We start from the raw sequence: 15156 nt of genomic DNA, 5'->3' as shown, positions 1-15156 counted from the left end.
ATTGTGGAGTCAGTCGCCCACCCGGCCGGGCACACCGGCCAACCACCGGCCGGCGTACCGGTCGGCCGTCTCCCGATCCCGAAAGCCATAGGTCTTGAGCAGCCAACGGGTTCGGGCCCGTTCCGGATCGTTGATCTCGATGTGCTCGCGGCTGTGCAGCCCCTCCTGGTTGGCGAAGGTGAACAGGTCACCCGTGCGGATGCGGTGCCGGACCTTCTCCGCCCGCACCAACGCGTTCTTCAGGGCGATGAGCGCGTCCTTGGCCTCGGGTGGAGCATCCGGCGTGACCGTCGTGTGCGTGTCGACGTACCGCACGCTGTGCTCGTCGTAGAAGATGGGATGGTTGTCCGAGATGGTCAGCGCGTTGTTCTTGTCCCGGGAGAGCACGTCGAACGGGGTATAGAAGTACGGTTGACGCAACGTGTGTTGATCCTGCTCGCTGAGCATCGCCAGGAGGCTCGGGCCGGACACGAAACCGGTGTAGGTGATGTCGGCGTCCGGGCAGCGCATCCCGAGCAGGGTGATGAAGTCGGCCCGCACCGGATGGGCGGTGCGGTCGTTGTGAAAGGCCAACTCCCCGTCGCTGAACCCGGTCTGCTTGCCGCGGTACCGGTTGATCGCGATCACATCGATGAAGAAGTCGCCGTTGAACCGTGTCCCGTAGGCCAGCAGCGGCGTGCCGACGAGGTGTCCGAACAGCTGCAGGAATGCCTCGGCGACGAATGTGGTCTTCTTGACGTACTTGTCCGCGAGCGGATCGTCCTGGTCCAACAGTGGTATGTGGTCGTCAAGGGGGCAGTTGCGCAACGCATGGGCGTACGCGGAGCCGGTTTCGCGGTCCTTGCGGATCCGTCTGGCCACCTCGACCAGCTCCGGTGGCACCTCCGCCCGGTCGATCAGCTCGGCGACCTCCGCGGAGAAGGCGACCGGGTCCCGATAGGGGTGTGCGCGCACGGTCCGCAGCACCGCACGCAAGCCGTCGCGTTCGGCGTCGGTGAAGGCATGTGACAGCTGCATACCGACCCCTGGGATGTCATCGGCGTAGGGCAGGGAACCGACGCGGCCGGTTCGTCGAGGTGCAAAGTAGTGGAGTCTCCGCGATTTGTCACCGGCCGCATGGCCTGGTCCGCTCGGCGGTCTCGACGCCTGCCGGCGGGTCCACCCTCTCGGTGCAACGCAACACGATTCTACCTAGGGGACGAGCTTACGAAGATCAGTCCAGTTCTGTCACCTGCGTTTTTCCGTGCCACAGCAGACGTTTTCGACAATGCGGCTATTGACGACGGTCGTGGGGCACGGTTTGATGCTGCCTCGGGGGAGGCCCGTTGATCGGCAGGAGTGCGTCCGGCCGAGAGGACCAGTTCCAGTGGCGGATACACCACTCGCGGCCTCACCGACCAGGCCCGCCGCCGTCGAGGTGATCGACTGCACCCTTCGGGACGGCGAGCAGACACCCGGGGTGTGGTTCACCGTCGAGGAGAAGGTGCACCTGGCGAGGCTGCTGGCCGATGCCGGAATCGGCTTGCTGGACGCCGGTTTTCCCGGTGCTTCGGGCGCGGACCTCGACGCGATGCAGGAGATGCGCCAGTCCGGTGTGGCGGCCCGGCTCGGCGCGACGGCACGTCCACTGCGCCAGGACATCGCCGCCGCGGGAAAGGCGCAGGCGGACGAGGTCTTTCTGTTCATGCCGACCAGCGACCTGCGATTACGGGAAACCCTTGGCATCACCCGGGACCAGGCGGCACATCTCATGCGCACCGGGGTGGACGAGGTGCTCGGCGAGGGCATGGGGCTCAATGTGGTGTTCGAGGACGCCACCAGGGCGGATCCGGCGCACCTGATCCGGCTGGTCGATGAGCTGTGTGCGCCCGGCACGGTCTCCCGGGTGATCCTGGCGGACTCGGTCGGCTGCGCGCATCCGGCCGGAATGCGTACGTTGGTGCGGGCTCTGGCCGAGCGACTGGATCCCGGCATCGCCATCTGCACCCACGCGCACAACGACTACGGCCTGGCCACGGCCAACACGCTGGCCGCCGTGGACGCCGGCGCCCGGGCGATCACCTGTACGGTCAACGGAATCGGCGAGCGGGCCGGTAATGCCGACCTCGCCGAGTGCCTGGCCGCGCTGACCCATCTCTACGGAGTTCGCCACGGTGTTCTGGCCGAGCGGCTGCCCGAGCTGGCCGGCTTCGTCGAGCGCGCCAGCGGAATCCACATGAGCGCGACCAAGCCGGTCACCGGGTACAACGTCTACCGCCACGAGTCCGGTGTGCACGTCGACAGCATGCTCAAGGACACCCGCAGCTACGAGGTGCTGCCGCCGGCGTGGACCGGCCGCGAGCGCGGCTACGTGCTCGGCAAGCACAGTGGCGCATCGTTGATCCGGCACATTCTCCGCCAGGCTGACCCACCCCGCGACGTCGACGACGAAACCGCGCGCCGGCTGGTGGACGTGGTCAAGCAGGCGGTCGAGCGCAAGGACAAGACCCGTTACGAGCGGGCATATGCCGCCAAGGAGGCGTTCATGGTCTCCGCACTGGCAGGTGTGTCGCCGGAGCTGGTCATCACCGAGTACGACCGATTATCCAGCGAAGGCGGCACATGACCGGGCGAACGATCAGCGACAAGGTGATTGATGCGCACGCGTGCGACGAGGACGACACGGCTCTCTACCGCCGGGTCTACGTCGACGCCGTGCTCGGCCACGACGCCACGACCGCGCTGCTCATCGACGACTTCGAGCGCCGCGGACTGTCTATTTGGGACCGTGAGCGGGTCCTGCTGGCCAATGACCACTTCTCGCCGCCTGCGACGGCGGAGCGGGCGGACATCTCCAACCGGTTCCTCGCCTTCGCGCGGGAGCAGCACATACCCAACCTCATGCTGGACCGCGGGATCTGCCACCAGTTGCTGGTGGAGCACAAGTTGTGCCAGGCCGGTGGTCTGGTCGTCGGCGCGGACAGCCACACGATCATGGCCGGCGGTATCGGTGTGTGCGCGACCGGCATGGGCGCAACCGACATCCTGTTCACGTTGGCGACCGGGACCACCTGGATGCGCCGGCCACGGACCATCGCGGTCAGGTTCCACGGCGCGCTGCCCGCGCGGTCCAGCGGCCGGGACATCGTCCTTGAGCTGCTCGCCATTCTCGGTGAGAGCGGCGGGCAGTACCGGTCGCTGGAGTTCCACGACGAGTCCACTTCTCGGTTGTGCCAGGACGACCGGTTCGCCATCGCCAACATGGCCGTCGAGATCGGCGCCAAGTTCGGGGTGTTCGTCCCGGACGAGATCACCGTCGACTACTACGTCAGGCGGGACGGCGAGCTGCTCGGCACCCTGGTGCGGCCGGACGCCGACGCCGAGTACGAGCGAGTGATCGACATCGATCTGACCGAACTGGACGCACGGATCGCCAAACCCTGGTCGCCGGCCAACGTGGTGCCGGTGCGGGAGTTGGAGCCGGTCCGGATCACCACGGCCTTCCTCGGCTCCTGCGCGAGCGGCCGGCTGTCCGACATCCGGGTCGCCGCGGCCGAGCTGGCCGATCGAAAGGTGCACCCCGCCGTTCGCTTCGTGGTGATCCCGGCGTCGGTGGAGGTGTTCAAGCAGGCGCTTCGGGCCGGCTACATCGAGACCCTGACCGAGGCCGGCGCGATCGTCAACCAATCCAGCTGCGGCGCGTGTGGCGGGATCGACAAGGGCGTGCTCGGCGCGGACGACGTGTGCGTATCCAGCTCCAACCGCAACTTCCGGGGACGGATGGGGCACTGGCAGAGCCGCACGTACCTGGCCAGCGCGCGAACGGTGGCGCGCGCGGCGGTGCGCGGAGAGCTCGGGCCCGATCTGTACGGCGACCTGGGGGACGAATGACTCCGATCGTTGGGCGGGTCTGGCTGTTCGGCGACGACGTGAACACCGATGTCATCCATCCGCCGGCGTTCTACAGCCTGGACCCCGACAAGGTCCGGCGCGGCCTGTTCCACGGCCACGACCCCGACATGCAGCCCAACCTCCAGCCGGGCGACGTGGTGGTCGCCGGGCGAAACTTCGGCTGCGGTTCGAGCCGGGAGACCTCGGTCCGCTCGATCAAGCTCAACCACATCGGCGCGCTCATCGCGATCGACTTCGCCCGGATCTTCTTCCGCAACGCGACCAACAACGGCGTGCCCTGCCTCACGTTCGCCGACCCCGCGGACCTCGCCCGCGTGCACAAGGGACAGCGGATCACGGTCGACCCCGAAGCCGCCACCCTCCGCACCGAGGACGGCGAGACCATCCGGCTCACGCCGCCGGGCGACTTCGTTCGCCGGATCTGGGCCGCCGGTGGGCTGCTCGAGTTGCTCCCCGACAAGGGGAGACACTTGGGGTAGGCGAGGCTGGGCTTACCGCGTCCGGAGCGGCGGCTCAGCCAGTTCCTCGCGTAGCCGGGCCAGTTCCGCGCGGTAGCGGCGGACGTTGTCCAGCTTGATCTGTTCGTAGCCTCTGATCATGTCTGGCAGGCTCGCCAGCCTAGTGGCGGTCGGCGCCGCGCGGGGGGTCCGGTGTGGCAGTAGGTCCTCGATCTCCCGCCGGTACTCCGCGACGAGCTGGCGCTCCGTGCGCCGCACCGGGGTGTGGCCGAACGGGTCGAGCCGGGTGCCACGCAGGCGCCGCATGGCGTACAGGAGCCGGAAGACCGGGCGCCAGCCGCGGCCGAGTGAGAGCTTCCGCTTGAGTCCCAACGCACGCAGGACCGGTGGGTGCAGCCGGACCCGGTACGTGGCGTCCGTACCGTACTCGCGGCGGACGGCCCGGTCGAAGCTCTCGTCCAGCAGAAGCCGGGCGACCTCGTACTCGTCCTTGTAGGCCATGAGCTTGTGCAGGTTGCCGGCCACCGCTTCGGTCAACGCCGTGGCGCCGGGCATCGCCATGTCCTCCGCGGTGCGTACCTTCGCCACGAACTCGGCGTACTCCCTGGCGTAGGTGGGGTTCTGGTAGGCGACGAGGTCGGCGGTGCGACTGGTGACGAGCCGTGCGAGTTCGCCGCCATCGGTGGGTGCGTCGCCGGGCGGGCCGCCGATGTCCCGCCACAGCGTGTCCGGGTCGGCGATGGCCTGGCGCCCGCGGCGGAACGCCTGGATGTTCGTGGCGACCGAGGCGCCGTTGAGCGTGATGGCCCGTTCCAGCGCGGCTTCCGTGACCGGCAACTGTCCTAGTTGGAACGCGGCACCTACCATGATCATGTTGGCGTACTGCTCGCTGCCGAACAGCTGGTCGGCCAGGTGCCCGGCGTCGAGCGCCACGGTGCGGGCGACGGCGCCGTCGAGTGCGCCGCGAACGGTTTCCTCGTCCGGGAACCGGATGGTGGTATCGGCCACCATCCGGCCGGTGGGCACCACGGTGGTGGACAGGACGGCGACGGTCCGGTCCGGTGCGGCGGCTTTGAGGTTGACCGGGTCGGTGCCGACGAGCGAATCGCAGACGAGGTACAGGTCGCACGAGCCGGCGCTCACCTTGGCCGGTGCCTCCGACGGGGTCCTGGTGATCAGCAGGTCCGAGACCACGGCGCCGCCCTTCTGGGCGAGGCCGGTCTGGTCGAGCGTGCGCACGAACCTGCCGTCGATGGTCGCGGCGGTGCCGATGATCTGGGCGATGGTGACCACCCCGGTGCCGCCGATTCCGGTGATGCGCATGGCGAAATCGTCGACGGTGGCGGGCGGCGCATCGGGCAGCGTCGCGGTGTCGAGGTCGAGTGCGCGTGGCCGCGCGCTTCGCGCCGTGCCCGGGGTGACGGTGACGAACGCCGGGCAGTCGCCGTCGAGGCAGGCGTAGTCGACGTTGCAGGACGACTGGTGGATGCGGGTCTTGCGGCCGAACTCGGTGTCGACCGGGTGCACGGACATGCAGTTGGACTTCTCGCCGCAGTCGCCGCAGCCCTCACAGATGCGTTCGTTGATCATGACCCGGATCCTGGGGGTTTCGATCAGTCCGCGCTTGCGCTTGCGGCGCTTCTCCGCGGCGCACTCCTGGTCGTGCACGAGCACGGTCACGCCGGGAACGCGGGCCAGCTCCCGTTGCAGTCCAACGATGTCGCCGCGTTCGTGGACCTCGACGCCGGCGGGCAACCGGTGTCTCCGCAGCCGGCGCTCGTCCTCCGTGGTGACAACGACCTTCGCGACGCCCTCGGCCAGCAGCAACCGCGTGAGCCGCTCGATCGGCAGGCCGCCGGCCGGGTCCTGCCCGCCGGTCATGGCGACGGTCGAGTTGTACAGCAGCTTGAAGGTGATGTTCTCCCCGGCGGCGACGGCGGCCCGGATGGCGAGGCTGCCGGAGTGGGTGAACGTGCCGTCGCCGAGGTTCTGGATGAAGTGGTTGTCGGCCAGGAACGGCGCCATGCCCAGCCACTGCGCGCCTTCGCCGCCCATCTGGGTGAGGCCGATGACGGCGCCGGTCCGCTTGTCGTCCATGAACAGGACCATGCCGTGGCAGCCGATGCCGCCACCGACGGGAACGCCGTCGGGCACCCTTGTCGAGGAGTTGTGCGGGCAGCCCGAGCAGAAGTAGGGCGTGCGGGTGAGCAACGGCAGGCTGACGCGTTCCGGGCGCCGGGCGTCCTTCCAGGCGCGCGCCGGCGCGATGCCGTGGGCGTCGCCGAGCCGGCGGGCGAGCGCCCCGGCCACCTGGTCGGCGTCCAGCTCGCCGATCGGGTCGATCAGCTCGCGTCCGTCCACATCGGTCTTGCCGATGACCGCGGGAGCGTTGGTGACGCCATAGAGGACGGACTTGATCTCCCTCTCGAGAAATGGCCGCTTCTCTTCGACGACGATCACCTCATCGAGGCCGTCGGCGAACTCCGTGACGACGCGCGGGTCGAGCGGCCAGATCAGCCCGATCTTGAGCAGGCGGATGCCGAACCGGGTCAGCGCATGGTCGTCGAGCCCGAGCAGCCGCAGTGCCCGGCGTAGGTCCAGGTAGGTCTTGCCGGCGGCGACGATCCCAATGCGGTCGGTCGGGGAACTGGTCACGACGCGGTCGAGCCGGTTGAGGCGCGCGTACTCGACGGCAAGGGGTAGGCGCTGGGACGCCAGACCACGTTCGAGGGTGAGCAGGTGGGGCGGGGCGAGGTAGGCATCGGGGCGGTGCCGGGGAACCAGATCGCCGTAGGTCGGGTCGACCCGGTCGGGGTGGACGGTGACCGTGCTGGCGCCGTCGGCGACCGCGGTCACGATCTTGAGCGCCGACCACAGTCCGGTGAGCCGGGACAGAAACGGCGCGTGGAGGCCGAAGTCGAGCACCTCCTGCGCGTCGGCCGGGACGAGCGTGGGTAGGCACAGGTCGGCGAGCGCGGCCTCCGAGGCGCTGGGGACCGAGGACGACTTACCCGCGGGATCGTCGCCGACGATGGCCACCGCTCCGCCCCGCGGGTCGGTGCCGACCAGGTTCGCGTGCCGGATGGCGTCCGATGCCCGGTCCAGACCGGGGGACTTGCCGTACCAGTAGCCGGTCACCCCGTCGTGAATGGACTGTCCTACCCGGCACGTGAGCTGCGACCCCAGCACCGATGTGGCGGCCAGCTCCTCGTTCACGCCGGGCCGGTGCACCACCGCCACCTCGTCCAGCATCCTCTTGCGGCGGGCCAGCTCGAGGTCGTAGCCGGCCAGCGGCGAGCCCTCGTAGCCAGAGATGAACGACGCGGACGCGTGGCCGCGGCGCCGGTCAAGCAAGGCCCGGTCGCGGACCATACGCACCAGCGCCTGGATCCCGGTCAGGTACACGGTCCCCTCGGCCAACTCGTAGCGGTCGTCGAGGGAGTAGCCCGTGCGGGAGCTCGCCGCCTCGGTCGCGGGCGTGCCGGGCGTCACGCGTTTGCCTGCGGCTGACGGGGACCGGGTACGGGCTTCGAGTCGTCCAGATCGGTGCGCAGGATGCCGTAGAGCACCAAGTCCCTCCGCCGGCCGCCGCGCAGCAACGCGCCGCGGATCACCCCGTCCCGCTGGAAGCCGGCCTTCTCGAGGGCGCGCCGCTCGGCCACGTTGTCGACGTCCATACCCGCCTCCACCCGGTCCAGCCCGGTGGTGGCGAACAGGTGCTCGGCAAGCAACCGTTGCGCGGTGGTCCCCACGCCCTGGCCGCGGGCGTCGGGAACCACCTCGATGCCGATGTTCCAGGCCGCGCAGCCGAACGTGCCGCCGTACCCCACCGCGTGCCAGCTGACCACTCCGAGCAGGCGTCCGGTCTCCGCGTCGAGCACCGCGCCGCGGAATGGTTGCCGCGGCGCCTCCGGCGACAACCGGCCGTCCTGGTCGAGCGCGAAGGCGCCGTCGGACACGGCCGCAACCGCCCGGTGATCGTCCGGCCGGGCGCGCGCGAGCACGACGCCGTCCCGCCGCGCGAGGACCTCCCGCTCGCCGTCGGCGGTTTCCAGGTCGGAGCGCAACAGGCTGTACACCAACAAGTCCCGGCTCTCGCCGCCGCGCCGCACGATCCCGCGGAGCACGCCTTCCAGCCGGAAGCCGGCGCTTTCCATGCCGCGCCGGGCGGGCACGTTCTCCGCGTCGGTCATGGCCTGTATCCGGTCCACCTCGGTGGTGGCGAACAGGTACCTGGCCAGCAACAGACCCCCGCGGGCGCTCAGGCCCCGGCCGCGAGCGGCCGGCAGCAGGTGGAAGCCCTGATTCCACCCGATGCCCGACAGCGCGACGAGGTGGGGAACGGGACGCCAGCTCATCGTGCCGAGCAGCTCGCCGGTCTCGAGGTGCATGAGACCGGCCCAGAACCTGGGAACCTGAAGGGGTATGGGCCGATCGTCCGGATCGGGGTCGAACGTGTGGTCGCACTGTGCCTGGACGGCCTCGCGCTCGCCGTCGAGCAGTTCGACAAGGGCCAGGATGTCGTCGCTGGCCAGAATCGTCCGCCGGGCCAGCCCGGCATCGGCGCCGCTCACGACTGTCCGGAGTCGAACACGCGCTGACGAGCCGTCATCTCGTTCACCACCACCAGTTCAGCCTCGTGGACACCCGCACTCCTAGCGCATGTTAGTCCCGATGTGTTGTCCGGCAGGGAAATTCTTACCGATCGGCGCCGGTTAGCCTGTCCGAACCAGCCGGTGTTGCGCCGCGGGGCCGCACTCGCCGCCACCCGGCCGCCACGGCGGTCCCGGCCAGCACGCCGAGCGCGGCGAACACCGCGATGGCGGTCGATGGGGAGCTGAACTGGGCGACGACGCCGGCGAGCGCGGCGCCGAGTCCCTGGGTCGCCCGCACGACCGCCACGGCCAGCCCGTATGCCTGACCGCGACGTTCCACCGGGACGGTCCTGGTGAACGTCGCGACGGCGATCGCGTCGTGCCCGGACAGCAACCCGCACAGCGCGCACAGCGCGACCGCGATCCCCAGGCCGGGGACCACTCCGATGGGCAGCAGCACCGCGCTGGTGGCCACGGCCAACGGACCGAGCAGGATCAGCCGTCGGCCGGGCGGTACCAGCCGGGTCATGAGCGCGGCGCCGAGCGTGCAGCCCGCCGGATGGGCGACCAGCAGCAGCCCGACCGCGGCCGTGCCGACACCGACCTGCGCCGCGAAGGGAACGGCCAGCCCGATGGGCACGGTGTAGCAGCCGGCAAGGCAGCCGAACGCGAGCAGGTACCGCAGTCGCCGGTCCCGCCACACCAGGCCCACCAGCGCGGGGAACGCCGCAAGCGCCGCGGGCCGGGCTCCCGCCGTCGCCGCGGGCGGGTGCGGCCCCAGTCCCGACGCGACCAGCATCGCGGCCATGACGAAGGTCGCCGCGTCGATCAGCAGTGCCCACTCGGGACCCAACCACGCGACCAGCGGGGCGCCAACGGCGTACCCGCCGAGAATGCCGGCCTGAAGTGCGGCATAGGTCAATCCGATGCCGACCTCGTACCGGTCCCCGGCCAGAATCGTCGGCATGATCGCCGCGCGGGCGGCCTTGTACGGCGCCCCGGCCAGTGGCACCGCGAGCACCAACACACCGAGCAGCCACAGTGGCATCCCGGGCACCGCCATCATCGCGACCAGCCCGGCCCGGATCAGGTCGCATGTGATCATCAGCGTGCGGCGCGGGTACCGGTCGGCCAGCCCGGCCAGCAGTGGACCGCCCGCCAGCTCGGGAATCAGGGTGAGCGCGTACGTCAACGCCGCCAGTGCCGGGGAACCGGTGCGGTCGAACACCAGCACCGCCAGCGCCACCCGAGCCAGCTGATCCCCGGCGATCGACACCAGGTGCGTCCCGAACAGGATCCGGAACTCACCGACGGCGAACACATCCCGGTAGCTGGCGGCCCGCCCGCCGTCCTCAACCACCACCCGGTCCCGCATTCGCATCAGTCTGGTCCACGCCCGCAAATCCGAACTTGGTCATTGGGAGACGTCTGTCCGCACGCGGCCCCTGCGGTCCACATCGGACCGCTAGGCCGTCCAGAAGTCGCAGTTGTGCTCGGCGCCGAGGTCGGAGTCGGAGACGAGCCGCGAGTGCCCGCCGGCACGCAACGACATCGTCTGCGCCGTGCGGCTGAAGCTCGGCCAGCGGGCCGGGCCGGCCGACCCGGGTCGGGTGTCGCGGACGAACGCGCCCCAGGCGTCCACCATGTCCGCGGCCAGCCGGCGCTCGGCGGCGTCGAACGTGGGTGCGATGGGTGTGCCGTTGTCGAAGCTGGGCCAGACGTAGGCGAGCTCGGCGGCATGCCCGGCGCCCCACACGTAGCCCGGAATCGGGGTCAGGCCGGGCCCGGTCCGGTGCGCGAACTCGTAGGCGTAGGTCCGGGTGTAACCGGCGAGCACCCTGGTGAGCTCCCGGTTGGCGCAGCCGCCGATCCCGGCCAGCAGACCGGAGTCGGTGAAGATCGCGCCGGCCAGGTAGGCCGCGGTGAACGTGTCGGCGTCGGCCGGCCACGGGTAGCGGGCAAGCACGGCGTCGGCCCGCGCGCCGAACGTCGCGCGGACGAACCCCTCGTACTGGTCCCGGTTCTGCCCGATGAACCCCTGCGCGAAGGTGCGGCCCTCGTCCCGGGTGGCGCCGATGACGATCGGCACCCGGGCGAAGGCGCCGGTGCGCACCGCGGTGTCCGGGTTGCGGGGCAGTGCCGGCACACCGCTGACGAACCGGGCGGTCACCCCGGTGTCGACCAGCCGCCCGGCCGGCACCGCACGCAGGCAGGCCGCCGCGGTGGCCGGATCGGCACAGCCCAGTGCCTGCGCGGCCGTCGTGCCGCCGGCCTCGGCCTCGGCCAGTGTCTGGTTGGCGCAGGAGCCGCTCTGGATCATGGCCGCGGCGAACAGACCCTGGGATCCGGGCGCGGACAGGTGCGCGCACACCGACCAGCCGCCGGCCGACTCGCCGCCGATGGTCACCCGCCGCGGGTCACCGCCGAACGCGGCGATGTTGCGGTGCACCCAGCGCAGCGCCGCCTGCTGATCGAACAGCCCGTAGTTGCCCGACTGCCCGGCCTCGGCGGTCAGCGCCGGGTGGGCCAGGAAGCCGAACGCGCCGAGCCGGTAGTTGATCGTGACCACGACCACGCCCGTGCGGCGCACGACCAGGCTGCCGTCGTGCTGGTTGGAGCTGCCGTTCTGCAACCCGCCGCCGTGGATCCAGAAGTACACCGGCAACTTTTGTCCACTGTGGACGCCAGCCGGCCGCTGCACGTTGAGGTACAGGCAGTCCTCGGTCTCCGAGCGCGGCCCGTTGGTGCTCGCCGCCGCCGGGCACCGGTTACCGTAGGCGACGGCGTCGCGGACGCCGGCCCACCGCTGCGCCGGCTGCGGCGGACGCCAGCGCAGCTCCCCCACCGGCGGCCGGGCATACGGCACACCGAGGAAGCTGTCCACCCCGCCGGCAGCCGCACCGCGGACCACCCCGCTCTCGGTCCGCGCGACCGGCCCGCGCCGATCGGCGGCAGCCGCGGTGGCGCCCACCACGGGCAGCACCAGCGCACCGGCGAGCATGACGACAACGATCCTGTTCCGCATGGTCGACCCTCCTTGGCCGCCTCGTCGCAGGCGCCGGAGTGGTTTGTGGTGATTAACAACTTATTCGTCCGCGACCACGGACGGGAAGACCCGGATGTCGGGGAACGAACCGTCGCCGAACATGAGGCGGGCCGCGGCCGCGCGGCCGGGCGGGGTGCGCAGCAGCCTGAATGCGGCCTCGACGGTGCCCGGTGTGCCGATGCGGGACAGGATCTGGCGCAGCAGCAGGCGGGTGCGGAACCGGGCGCGCAGCGCCCTGCCGTCGTAGTGCCGCCGCAGTGCCGACGCGTCGCCGGTGCGCAGGTAGTCGCCGGTGACGGCGGCGGCCAGCTGGGCCATTCGCAGGCACGGGTCGAGGCCGCCCGCGGTCAGCGGGGACACCGCGCCGGCCGCGTCACCGACCAGCAGCCCGCCGGGGCAGGCGATCCTGCGCAGGACGCCGCCGATGGGAATCGGCCCGCCGCGGCGGCGCACCGGTCCGGCGGGCGCCGGCACGTTCGGGAACTCGGCGGCGAACGACCCCAGCAGCCGCGGCAGCGGCCCGGCCAACCGCTCCGGCCGCCCGGCCAGCCCGACGTGCGCCCGTTGCCCGTCGTCGACGAGCCAGGCGAGGTAGCCGGGTGCCAGCCGCGGATCGAGCACGCAGTGAAACGTCGGTGGCCGCGCGCCCCCGGTGACCGGGTACTCCTCCTCGGCACCGATGATGAAGTGCCGGTTGACGTCGAGCCCGAGCCGTCGCGCGACGGTCGAGCGGGCGCCGTCGGCGCCGATGGTGAACCGGGCCGCAACCCCCGCCGGCGGGTACGAGACCCCGAGCCGCACCCGGGCACCCGCTTGCCTGGCTTGACCCAGCGCGGCCGAGTAGATCCCGGCCATGTCGGCGACGCGGTACTCGTCCCGCGTGCTGACCAGCTCGACCGGCGCCCGCAGCGACGGCGGGTAGAGCACGACGCGCCGCACCGCCGGCCCGAGACACCGTTGCGGCAACGGGAAATCCTCGAACGTGCGCCGAACGAAGATGCCGGTGGTGCGGATTCCACTGTCGAGCCGGGCGCGTCGCTCACACACCAGGACGTCGAAGCCTTGCCCCGCAAGCAAACTCGCCGTCCGCAGCCCGGCAAGTCCCGCGCCGGCGACCAGCACGTCCACGGTTTCCATGGCGCCAAGCTATGACCGCCGGCACGGCAACTCCGCCGCCACCACAACACCTCCACCAAATCTTCACAGCCCCCGGCCGGGAACGTCCCCACCTCCGGCCACCTGCCGTGGGCGGGGATAGGGTCGCGGGTATGGAGTATCGGCAGCTGGGCAGGTCCGGCCTCCGGGTCTCGGTGTTGACCATGGGCACGATGACCTTCGGCGGGCGCGGCGTTTTCGCCAAGGTGGGCGGCACCGGGGTCGATGAGGCGACCCGGCTGGTCGACCGCGCGCTGGATGCCGGGGTCAACCTCGTCGACACGGCCAACGTGTACTCCGGCGGCCTGGCCGAGGAGATTCTCGGCCAGGTGATGAAGGGGCGCTGGAACCGGGCGCTCGTCGCCACGAAGGCGCGGATGCCCATGGGTGACGGGCCGAACGACGCCGGCCTGTCGCGGCAGCACCTCATCGCGGAGTGCGAGGCCAGCCTGCGCCGGCTGGGCACCGACCACATCGATCTGTACCAGGTGCACGAGTGGGACGGCCGGACGCCGCTCGAGGAGACCCTGTCAGCGCTCGACGACCTCGTGCACGCCGGCAAGGTTCGCTATGTCGGGTGCTCCAACTACGCGGGCTGGCAGGTGATGAAGGCGCTTGGCACGGCGGAGCGGCTCGGCACGACCCGGTTCGTCGCCCAGCAGATCCACTACTCGCCGCAGGCGCGCGAGGCGGAGTACGAGCTGATCCCGATCGCCGTCGACCAGGGCCTGGGGGTGCTGGTGTGGAGCCCGCTCGCCGGCGGGCTGCTGTCCGGCAAGTACCGGCGGGGACAGCAACCACCGGAGGGCGCGCGACACCTCACCGACTGGAACGAGCCGCCGGTGCGCGACGAGGACAAGCTGTACGACCTCGTCGACGTGCTCGTCGAGATCGCCGAAGCCCACGGCGTGTCCCCGGCCCGGGTGACCCTGGCCTGGCTCCTCGGCCGCCCGGCGGTGACCTCACTGGTGATCGGCGCCCGAACCGATGAGCAACTGGCCGACAACCTCGCCGCCGCCGACCTCACCCTCACCGAGGCCGAACGGACCCGGCTGGACGAGGTGAGCGCGCCACCGCTGCTCTACCCGTACTGGCACCAGGCCAAGACGGCGAGCGACCGGCTCGGCCCCGCCGACCTGACCCTGCTCGGCCCACATCTCGGACGTTGACCTATTCACCCGTGGTATTCGACCTTTCCATTTGGTCGGGCCATCCCTCATGCGCCACCCGGGTCGTCACCACGCCGCCGGGCATTCCCGTCCTCATGCCCGGTGAGAACGCCGGCGAACACGACGAACCGACCCTGCGCCACCTGCGGGCCCTTGAGACCTTCGACCGCCGGTTCCCCGGCTTCCCCAGCGAAACCCACGGCGTCCACCGGGACTCCACCGGCGACTACTGGATCACCTGCCTCAAGGAGTAACGGGCCCGGCCGGGGCCGGGACATGTGTCCGATATGGACTGTCGAAGCGCCCGGCTCAGGATTCCAGGCATGCGCGCAACCGCCGAAGGTCGGCGGCGATGCTGTTGCGCACCTGGCGGGCCATCACCGGGGTGGCCCACCGGAAGTACCGGCCGGGACTGCCGGTCGCGTGAATGCTCACCATGGTGCCGTCGGCGTGTTCCTCGAGCTCGTAGCGGACGGTCATCGGGAACGGCCGGTCCACCTTCAGCTCGACCAGCCGGTCCGGCTCGTGCCGGGTGACCGTGTACCCGTAGGTGAACCGGCGGCCGAGGAACTTCGCGGTCCGCACGACGGTCGCGCCCTCGACGAGCGGCCCGGGCCGGGCGGGGGTGCTCGAGGTGATCCCACCGGTCCAGCGCAGGTCGTTGGCGGGGTCGAACATGAACGCGGCGACCTCGCGCGGCGGGCGGTGCACCAGCAGGCTGGGCCGGACGTCGACGGCCATCGCGGATCATCGGTCCTTTCCCCGCGGCGAACGAAGGCCCGGTCAACTTAGCAGTGATCACAAGAATGTCGTAAGGATTGGTGAGCGGTGCGGCGCATACG

12 protein-coding genes are annotated in these 15156 nt (G+C 70.7%); 5 read left to right on the top strand and 7 right to left on the bottom strand.

Annotated elements, in window-relative coordinates; genetic code table 11:
• Positions 1-9: 9 nt before the first annotated feature.
• Positions 10-1017 carry a TauD/TfdA family dioxygenase gene (locus VGX25_RS25345; protein WP_326920404.1) on the bottom strand — a complete coding sequence of 336 codons (1008 nt, stop codon included), beginning with the start codon at positions 1015-1017 and terminating at the stop codon, positions 10-12.
• Positions 1018-1366: 349 nt separating this feature from the next.
• Here VGX25_RS25345 and VGX25_RS25340 point away from each other — a divergent pair, with 349 nt between their 5' ends.
• Genes VGX25_RS25340 through VGX25_RS25330 form a run of 3 tightly spaced genes read left to right on the top strand, consistent with a single transcriptional unit; the run spans position 1367 to position 4370 of the window.
• A complete protein-coding gene (locus VGX25_RS25340) occupies positions 1367-2605 on the top strand; it encodes a homocitrate synthase/isopropylmalate synthase family protein (RefSeq protein WP_326920403.1) in 1239 nt (412 codons plus the stop codon).
• Positions 2602-3870 carry an aconitase/3-isopropylmalate dehydratase large subunit family protein gene (locus VGX25_RS25335; protein ID WP_326920402.1) on the top strand — a complete coding sequence of 423 codons (1269 nt, stop codon included), beginning with the start codon at positions 2602-2604 and terminating at the stop codon, positions 3868-3870. The genes VGX25_RS25340 and VGX25_RS25335 overlap by 4 nt, the downstream gene beginning before the upstream one ends.
• The gene (locus tag VGX25_RS25330; RefSeq protein ID WP_326920401.1) at positions 3867-4370 is read left to right on the top strand and encodes a 3-isopropylmalate dehydratase; all 504 of its coding nucleotides are present in this window, start codon (positions 3867-3869) and stop codon (positions 4368-4370) included. The genes VGX25_RS25335 and VGX25_RS25330 overlap by 4 nt, the downstream gene beginning before the upstream one ends.
• A gap of 12 nt (positions 4371-4382) precedes the next feature.
• Here the strand turns inward: VGX25_RS25330 and VGX25_RS25325 are convergent, their stop codons facing one another.
• The 5 genes from VGX25_RS25325 to VGX25_RS25305 all read right to left on the bottom strand — a co-directional run bounded on the left by VGX25_RS25325 (position 4383) and on the right by VGX25_RS25305 (position 13127).
• Positions 4383-7841 (bottom strand): indolepyruvate ferredoxin oxidoreductase family protein, encoded by a 3459-nt coding sequence (locus VGX25_RS25325; RefSeq protein ID WP_326920400.1) that lies wholly within the window; start codon positions 7839-7841, stop codon positions 4383-4385.
• Entirely contained in the window at positions 7838-8923 is a 1086-nt protein-coding gene (locus tag VGX25_RS25320) for a GNAT family protein (protein WP_326920399.1), read from the bottom strand. Before VGX25_RS25320 ends, VGX25_RS25325 begins: the two co-directional genes overlap by 4 nt.
• A gap of 124 nt (positions 8924-9047) precedes the next feature.
• Positions 9048-10319 (bottom strand): MFS transporter, encoded by a 1272-nt coding sequence (locus tag VGX25_RS25315; RefSeq protein WP_326920398.1) that lies wholly within the window; start codon positions 10317-10319, stop codon positions 9048-9050.
• Between the two features lie 90 nt (positions 10320-10409).
• Positions 10410-11969: a carboxylesterase/lipase family protein gene (locus tag VGX25_RS25310; RefSeq protein ID WP_326920397.1), complete on the bottom strand. Its 1560-nt coding sequence runs from the start codon at positions 11967-11969 to the stop codon at positions 10410-10412.
• Positions 11970-12029: 60 nt separating this feature from the next.
• Positions 12030-13127: an NAD(P)/FAD-dependent oxidoreductase gene (locus tag VGX25_RS25305; RefSeq protein ID WP_326920396.1), complete on the bottom strand. Its 1098-nt coding sequence runs from the start codon at positions 13125-13127 to the stop codon at positions 12030-12032.
• Positions 13128-13258: 131 nt separating this feature from the next.
• Between VGX25_RS25305 and VGX25_RS25300 the strand changes: the two genes are divergently transcribed.
• Positions 13259-14314 (top strand): aldo/keto reductase, encoded by a 1056-nt coding sequence (locus tag VGX25_RS25300; RefSeq protein ID WP_326920395.1) that lies wholly within the window; start codon positions 13259-13261, stop codon positions 14312-14314.
• A gap of 11 nt (positions 14315-14325) precedes the next feature.
• The gene (locus tag VGX25_RS25295; RefSeq protein WP_326920394.1) at positions 14326-14568 is read left to right on the top strand and encodes a hypothetical protein; all 243 of its coding nucleotides are present in this window, start codon (positions 14326-14328) and stop codon (positions 14566-14568) included.
• 55 nt (positions 14569-14623) lie between these two features.
• Here VGX25_RS25295 and VGX25_RS25290 read toward each other — a convergent pair whose 3' ends face one another.
• Positions 14624-15055, bottom strand: coding sequence for an SRPBCC family protein (locus tag VGX25_RS25290; protein WP_326920393.1), 432 nt, complete (start codon positions 15053-15055; stop codon positions 14624-14626).
• Between the last annotated feature and the right edge of the window lie 101 nt (positions 15056-15156).

The sequence above is a fragment of the Actinophytocola sp. genome, from assembly GCF_035942955.1.
Lineage (GTDB): Bacteria > Actinomycetota > Actinomycetes > Mycobacteriales > Pseudonocardiaceae > DASYTH01.
Note: the sequence above shows the minus strand (reverse complement) of the source record. Positions and strands in the feature narration are given on the sequence as shown.

Excerpts from the sequence above, each read along its gene's own strand:
- VGX25_RS25330 (WP_326920401.1), top strand. The coding sequence starts at position 3,867 with ATGACTCCGATCGTTGGGCGGGTCTGGCTGTTCGGCGACGACGTGAAC.
- VGX25_RS25310 (WP_326920397.1), bottom strand. The coding sequence starts at position 11,969 with ATGCGGAACAGGATCGTTGTCGTCATGCTCGCCGGTGCGCTGGTGCTG.
- VGX25_RS25305 (WP_326920396.1), bottom strand. The coding sequence starts at position 13,127 with ATGGAAACCGTGGACGTGCTGGTCGCCGGCGCGGGACTTGCCGGGCTG.
- VGX25_RS25300 (WP_326920395.1), top strand. The coding sequence starts at position 13,259 with ATGGAGTATCGGCAGCTGGGCAGGTCCGGCCTCCGGGTCTCGGTGTTG.
- VGX25_RS25345 (WP_326920404.1), bottom strand. The coding sequence starts at position 1,017 with ATGCAGCTGTCACATGCCTTCACCGACGCCGAACGCGACGGCTTGCGT.
- VGX25_RS25335 (WP_326920402.1), top strand. The coding sequence starts at position 2,602 with ATGACCGGGCGAACGATCAGCGACAAGGTGATTGATGCGCACGCGTGC.
- VGX25_RS25315 (WP_326920398.1), bottom strand. The coding sequence starts at position 10,319 with ATGCGGGACCGGGTGGTGGTTGAGGACGGCGGGCGGGCCGCCAGCTAC.
- VGX25_RS25290 (WP_326920393.1), bottom strand. The coding sequence starts at position 15,055 with ATGGCCGTCGACGTCCGGCCCAGCCTGCTGGTGCACCGCCCGCCGCGC.